The following is an 18,911-nucleotide window of genomic DNA, read 5'->3' as shown; positions in this document are numbered from 1 at the left end:
CGGTTCCGAAGTCCGGGCGGGTCGAATCCGCCTCGAGCGCCTACAGCGAATCCGGCTCGAGACGGTCGATCCACCGCCTGAGCGCGACGAACGCGCCGACCGCGAGCAGGCAGTAGCCGGCGAGTAACGCCCACGTCGTCGCCGTCGGATTCCCGATCGAGAACTTCGCGACGGTGTTCGCGGGGTGTTCGGGCAGGATCGTCGCGACGACCAGCGCGCCGACGGTGGCAACGGAGTAGAGCAACTGCGCCTGTCGGCGGTCCGGTGCCCACAGCGCGATCGCGACTCCGACGGCGACGACGAGCAGGGAGAGCGCGGCCACTAACACGACCAGGGCCGCGGGACCCGCGATCGACGTACCGTTCGCCGTCAGCAGGAAGAGCCACGCGATCGCCTGCAGCGGTGCCAGCACCGCGATCGCCAACAGTTTCGCGTCGATCACGTCCGCGAGCGAGAGCGGCGCGACCCGGAGCAACTCGAGGGTCCCCCGCTGGCGCTCCTCGATCAGCGAATCGACGACGATCGAGCCGCTGATGAACACCGGCAGGAAACACAGCAGCGGCAGCAGGATGGTGTAGGTGAAGCCGGCGTAGGGGCTCGCCTGAATCTGAGACGGGACCGGAACCGGCGACTGCTCGAGTCGCCCGGACTCGGCGTTTTGCTGGCGCTCGACGCGCTCGACGTTCTCTAAGGTGTCTCGAAGCTGAACGACGAGCAGGGTTGTCTGTAACCCTTCTTCGGGGGCGGTGACGGTGACGCTAAGCCGGCCCTCGTCGTTCCGGTTCGCGTCGAGGACGGCCGACACCGCGCCGGCTTCGAACGCCTCGTAGGCGGCCGTGCGGTCGTCGTACCGCTGGGCGGTGACGCCGTCGCGCTGGTTCGCGACCGAAAGGAGGGTCTCGGTGTCGTCGCCGGTGACGGCGACCTCCGTCTGGTAGCCGTCGACCGAGCCCGGATCGTACAGCGAGACGAGCCCGACGACCAGAAACGACGAAAAGGCCGCGATGAACAGCTGAATCGCCAGCGCCAGCACGATCGTCTTCTCGGAGCGCAGCGAGCGAAGCTCTCGGCGAGCGACCGCCCAGCGGGCACCCCATGTCGAGCCCGACTCGGTGCCGCCGTCGGGTCGAGCGGGCGGATTCGGGCCTCGTCGACGAGGGCTCGAGTCCGACTGCCGCTCGGGATCACGACCGCGCTCGCGATCACGCGACAAGGAGGATCACCCCCAGATTGTAGGCCGCGTGAACGAGCGTCGCGGCGAGGAAGCCGACCGCGTAGCCCGTTCGACCGCGGCTCGCGCCGAGCGCCGAGCAGACGGCGGTCGCGACGTGCAAGGCGAGCGGCGCGAGAAAGACCGCTGCGAGTATCAGCGGGTCGCTCGAGACGGCCGGGCCGAAGGCGGCGAGGCCGACCGACAGGTCGGGCAGGCCGACGAACTGGACGACGTGAGTCAGCTTCTCGCCGACGAAAAAGCCGGCTCCGGAGAGTACGCCCAGCACGGCGGCGGTCCGGAGCGTCGCGTCGAACCGCGAGCGGGCGAAGCCGGCGTAGACGTGGACGCTCTTCGCGACTTCCTCGATCGCGGCGGCGACGACGACGATGACCGGCACCGCGAACGACTCCGGCAGGGCGAACAGCAAGGCGACGGCGAGGAGTTGGCCCGCGAAGACGAACGGGATGAAGAGAATCGAGAGGACGAAGACGCTCCGCCGGCCGCGGATGCGACTCGCGATCGCGTCGACGACCTTCGTCGGGATCGGCTTCTGGGCGAACATATCCTCCTCGCGGTAGACGCCGATCCCCAGCAGGAAGAGCACGGCCGCACACAGGTAGAACGGGCCGGTCGAGAAGAGGTACTCCCCCAGTCGGATCGACCCGTCCTGGAGGTCCGTCACGACCAGCGTCAGCGGCGAGATCAGCGCGATCGAGTGGACGTCGGTGAAGATCGCCGGAATGAACGTGTACGTCGTCAGCACGACGCTGATCGTGACCGTGACGAAGGTCAGTTCCTTGAACGAGCGGGCGAGCATCGCGCCGGCGAACGTTGCCGCCAAGAACAGCAACGCGATGGGCAGTGCCGCCGCGACGGCGATCGGCCCGCCCCGGATCGCGAGCGCGATGGCGACGACGATGCCGATCAGCCCGAGCAGGTACGGCAGCGTCTTCCCCGCGACGATCTCGTAGCGAGAGACCGGCGAGACCAACAGTAGTTCGCCTCGCCGCTTGACCCGTTCGTCCATGATCGTGCTCCCGTAGGCCTGAATGACGAAGTTCATCGGGACGACGAACAGGAACGCGAGCACGAGCGACTGGAAGGGAAACGGCGGCGCGATCGAACCGGGCGTGCCCGGCGCCGTCAACGCCGTCGATCCGTCGCCGACGTTCGGAACCTGCAGGGGGCCGTCCCCGCCGCCGTCGGTACCGCCCGTCCCTCCGTCGGTCGCGGGTCCGTCCCCGCCGCTACCGTCCGCACTCCCGCCGGCTCCGTCTCCGCCGCTGGTTCCGTCCCCGGTCCCACCGCCGCTGCTCCCGCTCCCGTCGGTCGTTCCGGAATCGCTCGAGCCGCCGAGGTCGCGTTGCTGGTACTCCAGCGAGACGAGCACCGGATACGCGGCCGCCTGATCGTCCTCCTCGTCCATCAGCTTCGCGTTGTACTCACCGACGGCGTCGCGAAAGGCGTCGTAGGCGGCCTCGCCGTTGTCGCCGGTGTGGCCGATCCGCCCGTCTCGAGTCACCACGACGTCGACGGTCGCGTCGCCGCGGATCGAGACGGTATCGCCGTTCGCATCGCCGCCGCCCTCGGACTCGATCTCCGAAAGCGACACTGGCCGGAACTGCTCGCTGTGGACTGCGACGTCGTGATAGCGGCTGTCCTCGTCGACGCCGACGACGTAGATCTCCCGCTCGAGACCGAGCCCGTCGCCGGCGGCCGTGAACCCGGCGGTGCCGATCGCGAGCGCCATCACGAGGAGGACCAGCGCCGTCTTCCGGTCGACGGTGCCGACGCTTCGGGAGACTTCCCAGCGGGCGATTCGGGCCGTGCGTGTGGCGACACCGCAGAGGTGACGGACGAACAGCCGACATCGCGCGACGATTCCGCGGAGGCGACCGTCGCTCACGCCTCGGACTCCTCCGCTGGCTCGCTCGCGACCTCGAGGAAGATCTCCTCGAGGCTCGGCGTCTCCGTCTGGATGTCGGTCACGCGGCCGCCGGCCGCTTCGACGGCGTCCCGGACCGCGTCGACGGCGGCCATGTCCCCGACGACGTGGCGGACCTGTCCGTTCTCGCGGGTGACCTCGAGCGGCCCCGCCGTCGCGTCGAGACCGGCGCTGCCGTCGTCGGTCGCGTAGACGTGGTATTCCGTGCCGCCGTGGGCGTCTCGGATCGCCTCGAGCGTGCCGCGGGCGACGATCCGACCGTCGTTCATGATGACGATCCGGTCGCAGATGCTCTCGACGTGAAAGAGGTTGTGCGCGCTGAAGACGATCGTCTTGCCCTCCTCGCTCAGTTCGCGGGTGAACTCGATGATGTAGTTGGTCGTCAGCGGGTCCAGCCCCGACGCCGGCTCGTCGAAGATCAGCACGTCGGGGTCGTTGACCAGGGCCCGCGCGATCGCGACCTTGCGCTGCATCCCCTTCGACATGTTGCCGATCCGCCGGTCGCGGTGCTCGAGATCCAGTCGATCCAGCGAGTCGTGAATCCGCTCGCGGGCCACGTCTGCGGGCACGTCGTAGAGGTCGGCGAAGAACTCGAGGTAGTCGATCGCGGTCATCTCCTCGTACAGCGGGGACTCCTCGGGAAGGAAACCGAGGCGGCGCTGCATCGCTGGCTCGCCGGGCGTGTGGCCGGCGACGACGGCGGTGCCGGCGGTGGGCTCGATCAGCCCAGCCAGCATCTTCAGCGTCGTCGTCTTGCCCGCGCCGTTGGGACCGACCACGCCGAAGACCTCGCCGCGCTCGATCTCGAAGGAGCTGCCCTCGACCGCGGTGAAGCCACCGTACTCCTTCCGGAGGTCATGTACCTCGAGTATGGCCATTGGATAGGCCGACGGAGGGAGCCACCCCAGTAAAGTCTAGCGGCCGGCGACTGTCCGGCTCGAGCGACTGCTGCTCGCGTCGCGGAAACCCCCATTGTCGTGGACCCCGTAGCCCCGACCGATGACGCAAATCCGGACCGCGCGGACCCCGGACGGGCGTCGGCTCGAGGTCTCGCACGTCCTGTCCGTCCCCGCGGTCGAGGCGTGGGACGCCCTCGTCGATACGACACAGTGGCCGGAGTGGTCGCCGCTGATAACCGGCGTCGAGGCGACGGACCGGCGGATTCGAGCCGACACGACCGGCCGGATTCGCGTCCCCGGCGCGTGGCTGCCGTTTCGGATCACATCGTGTACGGCCCGCCGCTGGACGTGGCGCGTGACCGGGTTCCCCGCCGCCGGCCACCGGGTCGACGACCTCGGCGCGGATCGCTGTCGGATCGCCTTCGAACTGCCGCCACACGGCGCGGGGTACGTCCCCGTCTGTCTGCGAGCGCTGGAGAACCTGGAAACGGTGCTTGAGGGCGGCAGCGAACAGTAAGGATCGACCCGGCCCCAGGCCCGAGATCAGCTATGGGGGCCGCTCGAGCGAGAAGCGATCATCCGTCCGCGCGTACAGACTCCCTGCGAGCCGGCCGACGGCGTCGATTTCGTCGATGTCTATCTTCCCGTCGGTCGTCACCGACTCCGCGAGGTGGACGTGGCGGACCTCGCCGAGGACGAGCGTTGAGCCGCCGACGGCGATCAGATCGCGGAGCGTACACTCAAAGGCCACCTTCGCGCCGGCGACGCGCGGCGGGTCGACCGCGGTCGAGTCGGCCCGCTCGAGGCCGGCGTGATCGAACTCGCTCTCGCCGGCCGGCAGCGTGGCGCTGGTCTCGTTCATCGCCTCGGCGAGGTCCTCGGTCACGAGGTTGACGACGAACTCGCCGGTGTCGCGGGCGTTCCGCGGCGTGTCCTTGAGCCCGTCGGCATCGTCGACCGGCGCGAACAGCAGGACCGGCGGCTCGACCGACGCGACGGTGAAGAAACTGTACGGCGCGAGGTTGTCGACGCCGTCCTCGCTTTTGGTGCTCACCCACGCGATCGGCCGTGGGACGACCACACTCGAGAGGATTCGGTAGAGCGAGCCCTCGCGCTCGTCGACGTCGATCTCGAGGGCGCCAGTTTCGCCGCCGGCCGTCGACCCGTCGTCCGTCATCGTCCGGCCTCCGACGACCGATCCGCGGTCGCTGCTATCACAGGCGTTCGCCGGCAATCTACTAACACAATGTTACCCGGTTCGGATCCGAACTACTAAAGCAGTTCGCGACGTAGTCGCTAGCAGAACCCATCGATGTCATCCCCGCAAACGCAATCCCGCGAGCAACTCGACGACGCCTGCCCGGTCATCGCCTCGCTCGAGCAGATCGGTTCCCAGTGGCGGCTGGCGGTGCTCCACGAACTGCTGGACGGCGAGCAGCGCTTCAACGAACTCAAGCGCTCGACCGGCGCGAACGCGCGGACCCTCTCGCGCGTGCTCGACGACCTCGGCGAAATGGGGTTCGTCCGACGCCGTATCGAAGAGGACGCGCCGGTCGCGACCTACTACAGCCTCACCGACAAGGGCGAGTCCCTCGAGCCGGTCTTCAACGAGATCGAGTGCTGGGCCGGCTCGTGGCTCGAGGACAGCGCGCTCGAGGACTGACGAGGGCGATACCGTCGCTAAACTGTCGGCTACCGATCGCACGGACCTTTCTCACTGCAGCAAACCGAAATCGCCCGACTAGCGGCTCGAGTCGGAGAGATAGAGCGTGGAGAGCTGCCGGTATCCGTTAGCTCTCGGTCTCGAGTTCGACCAACTCGAGCGAGCGGTCGAGGTGACAGACATCGTGTGGCGGCTCGCCGACGATTTCCGAAATTCGGTACTCCTCGTCGAACTCGACGCCGTCGGGTTCGCAGTACTCGTGGCTCGGACACTCGACGTACGGACAGGGGCCCGGCAGGCTCGTTTTGCTGCCGGCGAAGGCACCCTTCGAGGTGATGTTCGCCCGCGTCGGGGCGGGTTCGACCTCGACGGCGCGAACGCCGCCGTCGTGCATGGCGCACTCGAGGGTCTGGGCGTTCTCGCGGACGGACGTGACGCGGTACTTCGTGCCGGTGGAGAGATTGAGACACTGACTGCGGTAGGGACAGCCGGCGCAGGCGTCGGCTTCGCCCTCGTAGACGAACTCGGTTCCCGGCTCGGCCAACTGGGAGCCGATGAGCGTAACGGTCGACATAGTAGCCGCTACTCGCCACTGGCGGTTAAGGCTCACGTCCCGAGTACGCGGTCCCGAACCGCGGCACGGACCGCTCACGGGCCCGAAATCGAGCAGTCAGTCGTCGCTACCGTCGCCCGTGAGGTCATCGAGTCGTTCGAAGTACGTCTCTCGAGGCACCTGATACAGCCCCCGGTAGTCGACCTCACCCGCGTCGAACGCCGTCGCGAGTTCGACGGTCCGCTCGAGGGCCTCGCCTCGAGTCGGGAATCGCAGCGTCTCGTTCAGCGACACGTCCGGCTCGAGGTAGAGCGTTACGAACCAGTCCTCGGCGTCGGCTGTGTCGGCGGGGTTGACGCCGGGGCGGCGGGTCCGCTTGCCGTGGGTGAGATACAGCGTCGGCAGACACGGCGCGGGAAAGTCCTCGGCGTTGAAGACGTCCGGCCGATACGCGAGCACGAGCCGGCCGTCCTCGCCGCGGCTCCAGACGGTCCAGCCGTCCGGCAGCCTCGAGCGGTCCAGCCCGTCGTCCGCATCCGAATCCGACATGGCTACCGGTAGGACCGCCCGCCCTAAATCCTCGTCGTCACCGCTGTCGGTCGCGAGGGCGGCTTCGGCGCGGTCGGTCCCGGTGGATCGAGCCGATCCGGCGCGGTCGCCTCGGCTGGTGCCCCCGTGGCCCGAATCGAGTGTCGCGTTACCATTCAGCCAGCGCGCGCGAGTTCACGTGGACGTTGCAGGCCGGTAGCTTATGCCGCCGACCCCCGAATGTGGGGTGTGATACCGAACATCAGCACAGAGTTCTGGCAGTATTTTCCTGCAATAAAGTTCTGACAAATACCTTTTGGGGCTAAGGCTAAGTAGCTGGATTACTCACTCATTAAATACTATCGGTATCCGTTTGCCGGACCGATCCACTCCGCGCCCGTCCCCGGCGCATCGTTGCCCGAGCCCTGACGAGGCATCGCGCAACGTCAAGTGGTACGAGATGACATATGACACGGCACATCCACGCCGCCCGCGACAGGGTCGCGCTCCCCGAGCGCCCGCTCGAGGAGGTCGACGAGTACGACGCGTTCACGTCGGGTGACGCGAGGCGACGGATTCCGACGGTTCGGCCACGAGACGCGGCTGGTCGAACGACGTCCGCTCACACCGTCCGCACTCGCGCGGACGACCGCACTGCAGACGGGGGAACCCCATGATACCATGACCGGTGACATCGAAACACTCGAGCAGCTCAGTACGGACTACAAGGAATCGATGCCCGCAGACCTGCGGGAGACCAAGTCCTTCGACTGGTACCTCGAGGAGGTGTACGAGGACCCGAAGGTGGCCCGCAACGCCCACCAGCGCGTCGCGGACATGTTCGACTACTACGGCACCACCTACGACGAGACCGAAGGGATGGTCGAGTACCAACTCGCGAGCGAGGACCCGCTGGGCGACGGCGAGAACACCTTCTACGGGAAGGTGATCCATCAGTCGATCCACGAGTTCGTCAACAAGGTCAAGTCGGGAGCCCGGCGGCTGGGTCCCGAGCGCCGGATCAAGCTCCTGCTCGGCCCGGTCGGCTCCGGGAAGTCCCACTTCGACAAGCAGGTCCGCAAGTACTTCGAGGACTACACGCTCCGGGACGACGGCCGGATGTACACCTTCCGCTGGACCAACCTCTGTGACGTGATTCAGGATCAGGACCCGGCCGACGACACCGTCCGGTCCCCGATGAATCAGGACCCGCTCGTGCTCCTCCCCTTAGAGCAGCGCCAGCGGGTCATCGACGACTTGAACGAGAACCTCGATGCGCCGTACACGATTCAAAACGAGCAGGCGCTCGACCCCGAAAGCGAGTTCTACATGGACAGGCTGCTGGCGTACTACGACGACGACCTCCAGCAGGTCCTCGAGAACCACATCGAGATCGTCCGCTTCGTCGCCGACGAGAACAAACGACAGGGACTCGAGACCTTCGAGCCCAAGGACAAGAAGAACCAGGACGAGACGGAGCTGACCGGCGACGTCAACTACTCCAAGATCGCCATCTACGGGGAGTCCGACCCGCGCGCGTTCGACTACTCGGGGGCCTTCTGTAACGCGAACCGCGGCATCTTCTCCGGCGAGGAACTGCTGAAACTCCAGCGGGAGTTCCTCTACGACTTCCTGCACGCGACCCAAGAGCAGACGATCAAGCCAAAGAACAACCCCCGAATCGACATCGATCAGGTGATCGTCGGCCGGACGAACATGCCCGAGTACAAGGACAAGAAGGGCGACGAGAAGATGGAGGCCTTTAACGACCGCACCAAGCGGATCGACTTCCCCTACGTCCTCTCCTACGAGGACGAGGCCAGCATCTACGACAAGATGCTCTCCAACGCCGACGTGCCGGACATCAACGTCGAACCCCACACCCTCGAGATGGCGGGCCTGTTCGGCGTCCTCACCCGCATCGAGGAGCCCGACACCGAGACCGTCGGACTGCTCTCGAAGGCCAAGGCCTACAACGGCGAGATCGACGAGGGCGACGACCTCGACATCAAGAAACTCCGCGAGGAGGCCGAGCAGAAGGCCGAAATCGGCGAGGGCATGGTCGGCGTCTCGCCCCGGTTCATCGGCGACGAGATCGCCGAGGCCATCATGGACTCGAAACACCGCCAGCGCGGGTTCCTCTCGCCGCTGACGGTGTTCAACTTCTTCGAGGAGAACCTCGAGCACCACGGCTCCATCCCCGAGGAGAACTTCGAGAAGTACTACCGCTACCTCGAGACCGTCCGCGAGGAGTACAAGGAGCGGGCTATCGAGGACGTCCGCCACGCGCTGGCCTACGATATCGACGAGATCCAGCGCCAGGGCGAGAAGTACATGGACCACGTGATGGCCTACATTGACGACGACACTATCGAAGACGAGTTGACGGGCCGCGAGCAGGAACCCGACGAGACGTTCCTGCGCTCCGTCGAGGAGAAACTCGACATCCCCGAGGACCGCAAGGAGGACTTCCGGCAGGAGGTCTCGAACTGGGTCAGCCGCCGGGCCCGCGAGGGCGAGGCGTTCAACCCGCAGGACAACGAGCGCCTGCGCCGTGCCTTAGAGCGCAAACTCTGGGAGGACAAGAAACACAACATCAACTTCTCCGCGCTGGTCAGCGCCAACGAATTCGACGACGACGAGCGCTCGGCGTGGATCGACGCGCTGATCGAACAGGGCTACTCCGAGGGCGGAGCAAAGGAGGTGCTCGAGTTCGCCGGCGCGGAGGTCGCCAAGGCCGAGATGGAAGACTAGCATGACCGGACACGACTACGTCACCGAGGCGGACCGCGCCCTCGAGGAGACCTACGAGGAGCCGATGACCCTCGCCTCCTACGTCGATCGGATCTTCGAGAACCCGTCGATCGCCTCCCACGCGTCGAAGTATCTACTCGAGGCGATCGAGGCCGCGGGCACCCGAACCGTGGTCGAGGAGGGCGAAGAGAAGGAGCGCTACCGCTTCTTCGACGATCCGCACAACGACGGCGAGCACGCGATTCTCGGCAACACCGAGGTGCTGAACGGGTTCGTCGACGACCTGCGGTCGATCGCCGCGGGCCGGGCCAAAGACGAGAAGATCATCTGGTTCGAGGGCCCGACCGCGACCGGGAAGTCCGAACTCAAGCGCTGTCTGGTCAACGGACTTCGGGAGTACTCGAAGACCCCCGAGGGCCGGCGCTACACGGTCGAGTGGAACATCTCGACCGCCGAGGGCAGCGACCGCGGGCTGAGCTACGGTAGCGACGCCGCGAGCGCCGCCGACGACCAGAACTGGTACGAGAGCCCCGTCCAGGCTCACCCGCTGTCGGTGTTCCCCGAGAACGTCCGCGAGGAGTTGCTCGAGGAACTCAACGGGGAACTCGACGATCACGTCCCCGTGCAGGTCGACGCCCAACTCGACCCGTTCTCCCGCGAGGCCTACGACTTCCTCGAGGAGCGCTACCGCCGCGAGGGCGAGGACGAGCTGTTCTCGGCGATCACCGACGAGAGCCACCTCCGCGTGAAGAACTACGTCGTCGACACGGGACAGGGCGTCGGCGTCCTCCACTCCGAGGACGACGGCCCGCCCAAGGAACGGCTCGTCGGCTCGTGGATGCACGGCATGCTGCAGGAACTGGATTCGCGCGGGCGCAAGAACCCGCAGGCCTTTAGCTACGACGGCGTGCTCTCGCAGGGCAACGGCGTCCTCACGATCGTCGAGGACGCGGCCCAACACGCCGACCTGCTCCAGAAGCTGCTGAACGTCCCCGACGAGCAGTCCGTGAAGTTGGACAAGGGGATCGGGATGGATGTCGACTCGCAACTGCTGATCATCTCGAACCCCGACCTCGAGGCCCAGCTCAACCAGCACTCGGATCGGAACGGCATGGACCCGTTGAAGGCGCTGAAACGGCGGCTCGATAAGCACCGCTTTGGCTACCTGACGAACCTGAGCCTCGAGACGGAACTGATCCGGCGCGAACTCACGAACGAAACGAACGTCTGGGAGGCCGAGAGCTACGACGAACTCGCCGATCGGATCCGCGCGCCGGTCCGGGTGACGGTCAAGGATCGCGACGGCGAGACGCGGGTTCAGGAGTTCGCCCCGCACGCGATCGAGGCGGCGGCGCTGTACGCGGTTGTCACGCGGTTAGACGAGGAGGACCTCCCGAACGGGCTGGACCTCGTCGACAAAGCACTCATCTACGATCAGGGCTTCCTGCAGGAGGGCGATAGCCGCCGGGAGAAAGACGAGTTCGACTTCGGCGACGACGGCGACGACGGCGATCACGGGATCCCGGTCACGTACACGCGGGATCGGCTCGCAGAACTCCTCCAGACCGATCGGGACCGCCACCACGCCGACCTGTCGGTTGAGGACATCGTCATGCCCCGAGATGTCCTCAACGCCATGGTCGAGGGACTGATCGACGCCCCGGTCTTCTCGACGGGCGAGCGCTCGGAGTTCGAGAACCGCGTCGTCCCGGTGAAGAACTACATCTACGACCAGCAGGAGAGCGACGTCATCGAGGCCATCATGCACGACAAACGCGTCGACGAGGAGACCGTCGCCGAGTACGTCGAACACGTCTACGCGTGGGAGACCGAGGAGCCGCTGTACAACGACCGCGGCGAGCGCGTCGAACCCGACCCGCTGACGATGAAGCTGTTCGAGATCGAGCATCTGGGTCGGTTCTCCGAGTCCGAGTACGACGGCAACCAGCCCCGCGAGAGCGTCCGGAACTTCCGGCGCGAGAAGGTCATCACGTCGCTGAACCGCCACGCGTGGGAACACCGCGACGAGGACTTCTCGGTCGAGGACGTCGATCTGACCGCGATCCCGGTGATCAAGACCGTCCTCGAGAGCCACGACTGGGACGACGTCGAGCGGACCTTCGAGGACTTCGACCCGCGGCAGTGGAGCGATCCGCCGAGCGGGACCGAGACGGCCGCCGTGAAAGCGAACACGATCGACACGATGGTCGACCTCTTCGGCTACTCGGAGGCGTCGGCCGAACTGACCAGCCGACACGTCATGGGACAGGTGAGCTACAGATGGGACTGAGAGACGACCTCGAGCGATTCCGCGAAGTCGGCGAGCAGCGCCGCGAGGATCTGGCCGACTTCATCCAGTACGGCGACCTCGGACAGAGCCGGCCGGGCGAGATCAACATCCCGGTCAAGATCGTCTCGCTGCCGGAGTTCGAGTACGACCAGCGCGATCAGGGCGGGGTCGGCCAGGGCGAGGACGGCACGCCCGATACCGGCCAGCCGGTCGGCCAACCCCAGCCCCAGCCGGGCGACGACGACGGCGAGGACGGCGAACCCGGCGAGGAGGGCGGCGAGCACGAGTACTACGAGATGGATCCCGAGGAGTTCGCCGAGGAACTCGACGAGGAACTCGGGCTCGACCTCGACCCGAAGGGCAAGAAGGTCATCGAGGAAAAGGAGGGGCCGTTCACGGACCTCACCCGGACCGGTCCCAACAGCACGCTCGACTTCGAGCGGATGTTCAAGGAGGGGCTCAAGCGAAAGCTCGCGATGGACTTCGACGAGGAGTTCCTGCGGGAACTCTGCAAGGTCGAGGGGATTTCGCCCCGCGAGGTCTTCGAGTGGGCCCGCGGCGAGAACCTCCCGGTGTCGATGGCCTGGATTCAGGAGGCCTACGACGACGTTCCGGACGAGGAACGCGGGAAATGGGACTCCATCGAGGACGTCGAGGAGAACGTCGAGCGCGAGAGCGTCCAGCAGAAGATCCGCCGCGAGGGGGTCAAACACGTCCCCTTCCGACGGGAAGACGAGCGCTACCGTCACCCCGAGATCATCGAGGAGAAAGAGAAGAACGTCGTCGTCGTCAACATCCGCGACGTCTCCGGCTCGATGCGCGAGAAGAAACGCGAACTCGTCGAGCGGACCTTCACGCCGCTGGACTGGTACCTCCAGGGCAAGTACGACAACGCCGAGTTCGTCTACATCGCCCACGACGCCGACGCGTGGCAGGTCGAACGCGACGAGTTCTTCGGCATCCGCAGCGGCGGCGGGACCAAGATCTCGAGCGCGTACGAGCTCGCGAACGAACTGTTAGAGGAGTACCCGTGGAGCGACTGGAACCGCTATGTCTTCGCCGCGGGCGACTCCGAGAACTCCTCGAACGACACCGAGGAGCGCGTGATCCCGATGATGGAACAGATCCCGGCGAACCTCCACGCCTACGTGGAGACCCAGCCGTCGGGCAACGCGATCAACGCCACCCACGCCGAGGAACTCGAGCGCCACTTCGGCACCGACGCCGAGGACGTCGCGGTGGCGTACGTCAACGGCGAGGACGACGTGACCGACGCGATCTACGACATCCTCAGCACGGAAGGTGAGCGAGATGAGTAACGAAGCGAACGCCGTTCGCTTCGAACTCACGAACCCCGGTGGTTTCCATGAGTAAGTCAAATTCCAACGCGGACCGATTCCGCAAACAGGCGATCGCCAGCGACCTCGAGGAACCGGTCGAGGAGGCGCGGAACCTCGCGACGAATCTCGGCCTCGATCCCTACCCGGTGAAGTACTGGATCATCGACTACGACGAGATGAACGAACTCATCGCCTACGGCGGGTTCCAGAGCCGGTACCCTCACTGGCGGTGGGGCATGCAGTACGACAAGCAGCAAAAGCAGGGCCAGTACGGCGGCGGGAAGGCCTTCGAGATCGTTAACAACGACAACCCGGCCCACGCGTTCCTCCAGGAGTCGAACACGGTGGCCGACCAGAAGGCGGTCATCACCCACGTCGAGGCCCACTCGGACTTCTTCGCGAACAACGACTGGTTCGGCATGTTCACCAGCGGGCGCGCCGACGAGGATCAGGTCAACGCGGCCGCCATGCTCGAGCGCCACGCGCGGGCCATCGACGAGTACATGTCCGATCCCGAGATCGACCGCGCCGAGGTCGAGAAGTGGATCGACCACTGCCTCTCGCTGGAGGACAACATCGACCAGCATCAGGTGTTCACCCGCCGGCTCGACGTCGACGGGCCCGCGATCGAGGAGATCGACGGGGACCTCGCCGAAAAGCTAGACGAACTCGAGCTCTCCGACGAGATCAAAGGCGAAGTGTTCAACGAGGAGTGGGTCGAGAAACTCGAGGACGAGGACATCACGGGGAGCTTCCCCGAACAGCCCCAGAAGGACGTGCTGGCGTTCGTCCGCGAGCACGGCAAGCAGTACGACGACGAGGCGGACCGGGGCGTCGAGATGGCGGAATGGCAACGCGACATCCTCGATATGATGCGCGCCGAGGCCTACTACTTCGCCGCCCAGAAGATGACGAAGGTGATGAACGAGGGGTGGGCCGCTTACTGGGAGTCGACGATGATGACCGACGAGGTCTTCGCCGGCGACGACGAGTTCCTGAACTACGCCGACCACATGGCGAAGGTGCTCGCCTCCGGCGGGCTGAACCCTTACAGCCTCGGCATGGAACTCTGGGAGTACGTCGAGAACACGACCAACCGCCGGGACGTGCTCGAGCACCTCCTGCGCGTCGAGGGCGTCTCGTGGCGCAATCTCACCGACGTCGTCGATTTCGAGGCGGTCCTCGAGACCCTCGAGCCGCCGACGGCGATCGAGACGATCACCCCGGAGACGCTCGATCAGCTCGAGGAGGTTCCGGACGAGTGGGTCGACCACGAAGCCCTCGAGCGGGCCCGCGAGGGCGAGATCGACGTGTCGAAATACCCGTGGAAGGTGCTGACCTATGAGGGGCTGGCCCGCCGGCACTACTCGCTGGTCAAGCGCCAGAACCGCGGCTTCCTCGCGCGGGTCAACCAGAACGAACTCGAGCGGATCGGCCGCTACCTGTTCGACGACGCCCGCTATTCGTCGGTCGAGGAAGCGCTCGAGAACGTCGACTTCACGGCCGGCTGGGATCGGATGTTCGACGTCCGGGAGAGCCACAACGACGTGACCTTCTTGGACGAGTTCCTGACCCAGGAGTTCATCACGGAGAACAACTACTTCACCTACGAACACTCCCAGGCGACCGGGCAGTTCCACGTCGCCAGCGACGCGGCCGAGGACGTCAAGAAGAAACTGCTCCTGCAGTTCACCAACTTCGGGAAGCCGACGATCGCGGTCTACGACGGCAACTACAACAACGCCAACGAACTGCTGCTCGGCCACCAGTACAACGGCGTCATGCTCGATCTGGGGCAGGCGAAGGAAACGCTCAAGCGCATCTTCGAGCTGTGGGGACGGCCGGTGAACCTCCTGACGATCGTCAAGGAGGTCGACGAACACGACATCGAGGTCGCCAAGCGCCGCAACCGCGAGCCCGAGCCCGAAGAGCAGGGCAAGCTGATCCGGTACAACGGCGAGACGATGACGACCGAGGACGTGCCGTGGGAGGAGGTCGAACACCTCGCGGCCGACGACGTCGATTACGACACCAAGCCCGACGAGTGGCTGGCGTAGAGTCACTCGGCTGCCGCTCGCTTCCGATTTCGAACAGGTTCGGTTTCGCCGACATCCGGCTCGAACAACCGGTTGTACGGACTCGATCGGCCAGAACGGTTTTATAGCCCATCTCCAATGCAGGACACGATGACTGGGGACGGGGGCGAGGCCATCGAGCCCCGGGGCCGGGGGGCCACCGGAGTCGATCTGCCAGCGATCCTGACGCGACTCGACGCCGAGGAACCGACTGCACAACGAACCGCGGTCCGACGAATTCGAACTGCAATCGACGAACGGGGGCAAACCGCAGCGTACGCGCCGACGGTTCCGAAGCTCCGAGCGCTGCTCGAGCGGCCCGAAATCGATTTTCACGACGAGGTGGCCGCCTGTCTCGCCGATCTGGCGACCGAAGCGCCCACCGATGTCGCGCCGTCGACCGCGGCCATCGTCGGCGTCGCCGTCGAACGCACGGAGCAGCCGGCCACGGGAGAACTGCTTCGATGCATCGCCGCCGTCGCTGCCGAGCGGCCGGACGTCGTGGCCGATCACGCCGCGGCGATCGCCGACGTACTCGAGGAGCGACGCGGCTACGATCGAGAGGGGCTGCAGGCGATAGCGCACGTCTCGAGGGAGGAGCCGACGGCGATCGAGCCCGCGGTACCGGTCCTCACCGACGCGCTGGCGTCTGGCCCGGACGAGTACGGGCTCCAGGCGCTTCGGGCCCTCGGCCGGCTGGCGCGTTCCGACGGAACGCTGCCCTCCCTCGAGTTCGTCGCCCACGCTGCCGCGCTCGTCGATCACGACGAGACGGCCCTTCGCCACGCCGCGATCGGCTGTCTCGGCGACGCGGCCCGCTGCGATCCCGCCGCCGTCGAACCGGTCTGTGACGAACTCGGCGCGGCGCTGTCGCGCGACGATCCGGAGACGCGAGCCGTCGCCGCGGACGCGATCGCCCGCGTCGCCGCCGAGAGCGACCCCGCGATCGAACCGGTCCGCGGACGGCTCCTCGAGTTGCTCGCGGACGATCACCCGCTCGTCCGGGCGAACGTCTGCACCGCGCTCGGGTACGGTCGCGTCGAGGCGGCCGTGTCTCACCTCGAGAATCTCGCGAGCGAGGACCCGGCACCGACGGTTCGCGACCGCGCCGCGTGGGCCGTCACGCAACTCTCGTAGCGGCTGCGGCGAGGACGGCGACGACGCCGTCCACAGTTCTCGCCGACCGCGGCGACCGGAACGCACTCCGTTCTCGCGATTGTGGACTCGCACATGGCCTTTCCCGTCGAGACCGAGTCGCGACTGACGACCGTCGACGTGACCGATCGCATCGTCGCGGCCGTCCCCGACGATCTGGAATCCGGGACCTGTACGGCCTTCGTCGAGCACACGACGGCCGGCCTCGTCGTCCAAGAGGACGAACCGCGGCTCCGGGGGGACCTCGAGTCGTTCCTGCGAGATCTGGTGCCCGACGAGGGGCACGCACACGACGAATTGGACGGGAACGCGGACTCGCACCTGCGAGCGGCGCTGATCGGTCCCGACGTGACGATTCCGGTCGCAGACGGCGAGTTGGCGCTCGGGACGTGGCAGTCGGTGTTGCTCGTCGAGTGCGACGGCCCGCGAACGCGGACGGTGTCCGTGACGACCGTCGGCGACTAGCGCTCGACTCTCAAACGGGCGGTACCGCGGCCCTGTATTTTCACAGATCTCGTTCAAGTACCAGCGCGGCGTACGCCCGATGAATTGACTCGAGAGGCCTCGAGAGCGCGCGAGATAGATACGGACGACTCGGGCGCGGTCCCCGTCTCGCGACGAGCGGCCGTGCGACGGGCAGCGTTGCTCCTCGGCAGTTCCGTCCTCGGACTGCTGGGTGCCCAACGGACACGCGCTCGAAACGAACGCGAGGACCGGGCCAGACTGTACGGCAGCGACTGGCATCCGGACGCGCGGTTTCGCGTCGTCTCTCGGCCCCTCGAGTACAAGCCGTCCGTTTCGGTACAGGAGGGCGAATCGTTTCTCGCCGACCTCTACTGGAGCGGATACGAGACGCGCGTTATTCGGTACGAGAACACCCGGGAACGGGTGCTGTTCTTCCCGCCGGCCGAAGCCGATGTGGACCGAAACGCGACGTACCGAACCGGAGCGATACGCTCGACGGACGAACTCGCGGAGGGCGTCGTGACCATCGAATTCCAGCGGCCGGGGCGCTAGCGCGAAACCGATGGCTGACGACGGGACCACCGGGCCACTGCGCCGTCCGACGTGGACTGCGAATCACCGGACTCTCGAGGCCGGTCGTGGGATAGCCGGACACTCCGCACCGAGCGGTCAGACGCGGATCGGCCGATCCGCCGAGACGCAGTCGACGCCGCGCCGCTCGAGCAGCGTCGCCATCGGTCGCCGTTCGATCGACCACGAGTGGACCTCGAGCCCCACGGCTTTCGCACGCGGCACGATCCGGGTCGCCAGACAGCGCCAGCAGCTCGCGCCGAGGACGTCGCAGTCGAGTTCGACCGCCGTCGTGACCGGCGTCTCGAGGTGGCGACTGGCGAGCAAGCCGATCGGCTGACTCGGGTCGCGCTCGCGGATCGTCCGCAGTTCGCCGTCGAGAAAGGAGGTCGTCACGACCCGGTTGTCGATATCCGCGTCCTCGAGCGCCGCGAGCACGTCGCCCGCGATACCGGGCTCTTTCAGTTCGAGGTTGACCTCGACGGTCGGCGGCAGGGCCGCGAGCATCGCGTCGAGGGTCGGGATCGACTCGTCGGACTCGAGGACGGAGTGAGCGGTGAGTTCGCTCACGGTGGCGTCCGCGACGGTCCCGGAGCCGTCGGTGACGCGGTCGATGGTGTCGTCGTGGACGACGACGAGTTCGCCGGAGCCACACCGCCGCACGTCGAACTCGACGGCGTCGGCGTGCTCGGCTGCAGCCCGGACGGCACCGATCGTGTTCTCGGGGGCTGTCGCGGCGAACCCCCGGTGTGCGATGAGTCGCATTCAGTGCCCTCATCGATCTCCGGCGGCTTTAGTCGTCCGTCGAGTTGCATCCACGGCGGCTGGTGCGATTCGCCGCGGGATTCCAAATCACTTAGCAAGTAGCCTTAAACGAATACTCTGACTAGAAGTGCATGATTACTGGAGTGGATGAAACAGTCACTGACGTATTCGTCATGGGAACAGTATGAGCAGTCGACACGACGAACCGATCGACGTGCTCCTCGTCGAAAATGACGACGAGGACGTGCAGTTCATCCGCGATGCGTTCGGTGGGTTAGATCTCGATATCTCGATCCACGTCGCCACCGACGGCGACGAGGCGCTCCTGCGGCTGACCGACCGCGGCGACGAGCCGCCGTCGGTTCCGGACCTCGTCTTGTTGGATCTGGACCTCCCGCGGATGGACGGCCTCGAGTTCCTCGAGGCGCTGACGGACGAGCCGACGCTCGCGCGACTCCCCGTGCTCGTGTTGACCCAATCGGCGACCGTCGAGGATATCCACGAGAGCTACGAACTCGCGGCCAACGCGTATCTCACGAAACCGACCGATTCGGAGGAGTACGCCGAGATGGTCGAAGCGGTCGCCGACTTCTGGTTCAGGCGAGCCGCGCTGCCGACGGACTCCTCGTAACGCCGACGCGGTCGACCGGCCGTCCGATGGCCCCGCCCTTTCATGCGAACGGCCCGCGAACGTCT

Annotated in this window: 18 protein-coding genes; 11 read left to right on the top strand and 7 right to left on the bottom strand. The window is 66.3% G+C overall.

Translation table 11 applies throughout. From position 1 onward, the window contains the following. Positions 1-40 precede the first annotated feature (40 nt). From ACT4ML_RS18435 to ACT4ML_RS18425, 3 genes are read right to left on the bottom strand one after another with little or no spacing between them, the layout of a single operon-like run. Positions 41-1,213 (bottom strand): ABC transporter permease, encoded by a 1,173-nt coding sequence (locus ACT4ML_RS18435; RefSeq protein WP_444722181.1) that lies wholly within the window; start codon positions 1,211-1,213, stop codon positions 41-43. Next, positions 1,203-3,119 carry an ABC transporter permease gene (locus tag ACT4ML_RS18430; protein ID WP_444722180.1) on the bottom strand — a complete coding sequence of 639 codons (1,917 nt, stop codon included), beginning with the start codon at positions 3,117-3,119 and terminating at the stop codon, positions 1,203-1,205. Before ACT4ML_RS18430 ends, ACT4ML_RS18435 begins: the two co-directional genes overlap by 11 nt. Continuing rightward, a complete protein-coding gene (locus tag ACT4ML_RS18425) occupies positions 3,116-4,036 on the bottom strand; it encodes an ABC transporter ATP-binding protein (protein ID WP_444722179.1) in 921 nt (306 codons plus the stop codon). Before ACT4ML_RS18425 ends, ACT4ML_RS18430 begins: the two co-directional genes overlap by 4 nt. A 121-nt stretch (positions 4,037-4,157) precedes the next feature. Between ACT4ML_RS18425 and ACT4ML_RS18420 the strand changes: the two genes are divergently transcribed. Next, positions 4,158-4,574 carry an SRPBCC family protein gene (locus ACT4ML_RS18420; protein ID WP_444722178.1) on the top strand — a complete coding sequence of 139 codons (417 nt, stop codon included), beginning with the start codon at positions 4,158-4,160 and terminating at the stop codon, positions 4,572-4,574. Between the two features lie 30 nt (positions 4,575-4,604). Here the strand turns inward: ACT4ML_RS18420 and ACT4ML_RS18415 are convergent, their stop codons facing one another. Further along, positions 4,605-5,234: a flavin reductase family protein gene (locus tag ACT4ML_RS18415; protein ID WP_444722177.1), complete on the bottom strand. Its 630-nt coding sequence runs from the start codon at positions 5,232-5,234 to the stop codon at positions 4,605-4,607. 135 nt (positions 5,235-5,369) lie between these two features. Here ACT4ML_RS18415 and ACT4ML_RS18410 point away from each other — a divergent pair, with 135 nt between their 5' ends. Continuing rightward, positions 5,370-5,720, top strand: a complete 351-nt coding sequence (locus ACT4ML_RS18410) for a winged helix-turn-helix transcriptional regulator (protein ID WP_444722176.1) — start codon at positions 5,370-5,372, stop codon at positions 5,718-5,720. 127 nt (positions 5,721-5,847) lie between these two features. Here ACT4ML_RS18410 and ACT4ML_RS18405 read toward each other — a convergent pair whose 3' ends face one another. Further along, a complete protein-coding gene (locus tag ACT4ML_RS18405) occupies positions 5,848-6,294 on the bottom strand; it encodes a UPF0179 family protein (protein WP_444722175.1) in 447 nt (148 codons plus the stop codon). Positions 6,295-6,390: 96 nt separating this feature from the next. Next, entirely contained in the window at positions 6,391-6,822 is a 432-nt protein-coding gene (locus ACT4ML_RS18400) for a DUF5820 family protein (protein ID WP_444722174.1), read from the bottom strand. 446 nt (positions 6,823-7,268) lie between these two features. On the opposite strand from ACT4ML_RS18400, the gene ACT4ML_RS18395 reads away from it, so the two are divergent. From ACT4ML_RS18395 to ACT4ML_RS18360, 8 genes are all read left to right on the top strand, one after another. Further along, positions 7,269-7,478 (top strand): hypothetical protein, encoded by a 210-nt coding sequence (locus ACT4ML_RS18395; protein ID WP_444722173.1) that lies wholly within the window; start codon positions 7,269-7,271, stop codon positions 7,476-7,478. Between the two features lie 4 nt (positions 7,479-7,482). Further along, positions 7,483-9,555, top strand: coding sequence for a PrkA family serine protein kinase (locus ACT4ML_RS18390; protein WP_444722172.1), 2,073 nt, complete (start codon positions 7,483-7,485; stop codon positions 9,553-9,555). A 1-nt stretch (position 9,556) separates the two neighbouring features. Continuing rightward, the gene (locus tag ACT4ML_RS18385) at positions 9,557-11,845 is read left to right on the top strand and encodes a PrkA family serine protein kinase (RefSeq protein WP_444722171.1); all 2,289 of its coding nucleotides are present in this window, start codon (positions 9,557-9,559) and stop codon (positions 11,843-11,845) included. Further along, complete coding sequence (locus ACT4ML_RS18380) at positions 11,836-13,164, top strand: YeaH/YhbH family protein (protein ID WP_444722170.1); 1,329 nt, start codon at positions 11,836-11,838, stop codon at positions 13,162-13,164. Before ACT4ML_RS18385 ends, ACT4ML_RS18380 begins: the two co-directional genes overlap by 10 nt. Before the next feature lie 47 nt (positions 13,165-13,211). After that, positions 13,212-15,242, top strand: coding sequence for a SpoVR family protein (locus tag ACT4ML_RS18375; protein WP_444722169.1), 2,031 nt, complete (start codon positions 13,212-13,214; stop codon positions 15,240-15,242). A 129-nt stretch (positions 15,243-15,371) separates the two neighbouring features. After that, positions 15,372-16,397 (top strand): HEAT repeat domain-containing protein, encoded by a 1,026-nt coding sequence (locus ACT4ML_RS18370; protein WP_444722168.1) that lies wholly within the window; start codon positions 15,372-15,374, stop codon positions 16,395-16,397. A gap of 93 nt (positions 16,398-16,490) precedes the next feature. Beyond that, positions 16,491-16,880 carry a secondary thiamine-phosphate synthase enzyme YjbQ gene (locus ACT4ML_RS18365; RefSeq protein ID WP_444722167.1) on the top strand — a complete coding sequence of 130 codons (390 nt, stop codon included), beginning with the start codon at positions 16,491-16,493 and terminating at the stop codon, positions 16,878-16,880. A 162-nt stretch (positions 16,881-17,042) separates the two neighbouring features. Next, positions 17,043-17,432 (top strand): hypothetical protein, encoded by a 390-nt coding sequence (locus ACT4ML_RS18360; protein WP_138245444.1) that lies wholly within the window; start codon positions 17,043-17,045, stop codon positions 17,430-17,432. Positions 17,433-17,549: 117 nt separating this feature from the next. On the opposite strand, the gene ACT4ML_RS18355 is transcribed toward ACT4ML_RS18360, so the two are convergent. Further along, on the bottom strand, positions 17,550-18,215 hold the full coding sequence (locus tag ACT4ML_RS18355; protein WP_444722166.1) for a glycerophosphodiester phosphodiesterase: 666 nt from the start codon (positions 18,213-18,215) through the stop codon (positions 17,550-17,552). Between the two features lie 184 nt (positions 18,216-18,399). Between ACT4ML_RS18355 and ACT4ML_RS18350 the strand changes: the two genes are divergently transcribed. Then, positions 18,400-18,846 (top strand): response regulator, encoded by a 447-nt coding sequence (locus ACT4ML_RS18350; protein WP_138245442.1) that lies wholly within the window; start codon positions 18,400-18,402, stop codon positions 18,844-18,846. Positions 18,847-18,911 lie beyond the last annotated feature (65 nt).

Source organism: Natrinema sp. LN54 (assembly GCF_052439245.1).
In the GTDB taxonomy this organism is placed as follows: domain Archaea; phylum Halobacteriota; class Halobacteria; order Halobacteriales; family Natrialbaceae; genus Natrinema; species Natrinema versiforme_A.
The sequence above is the reverse complement of the archived record's forward strand: the minus strand, read 5'-3'. Positions and strand labels throughout refer to the sequence as shown.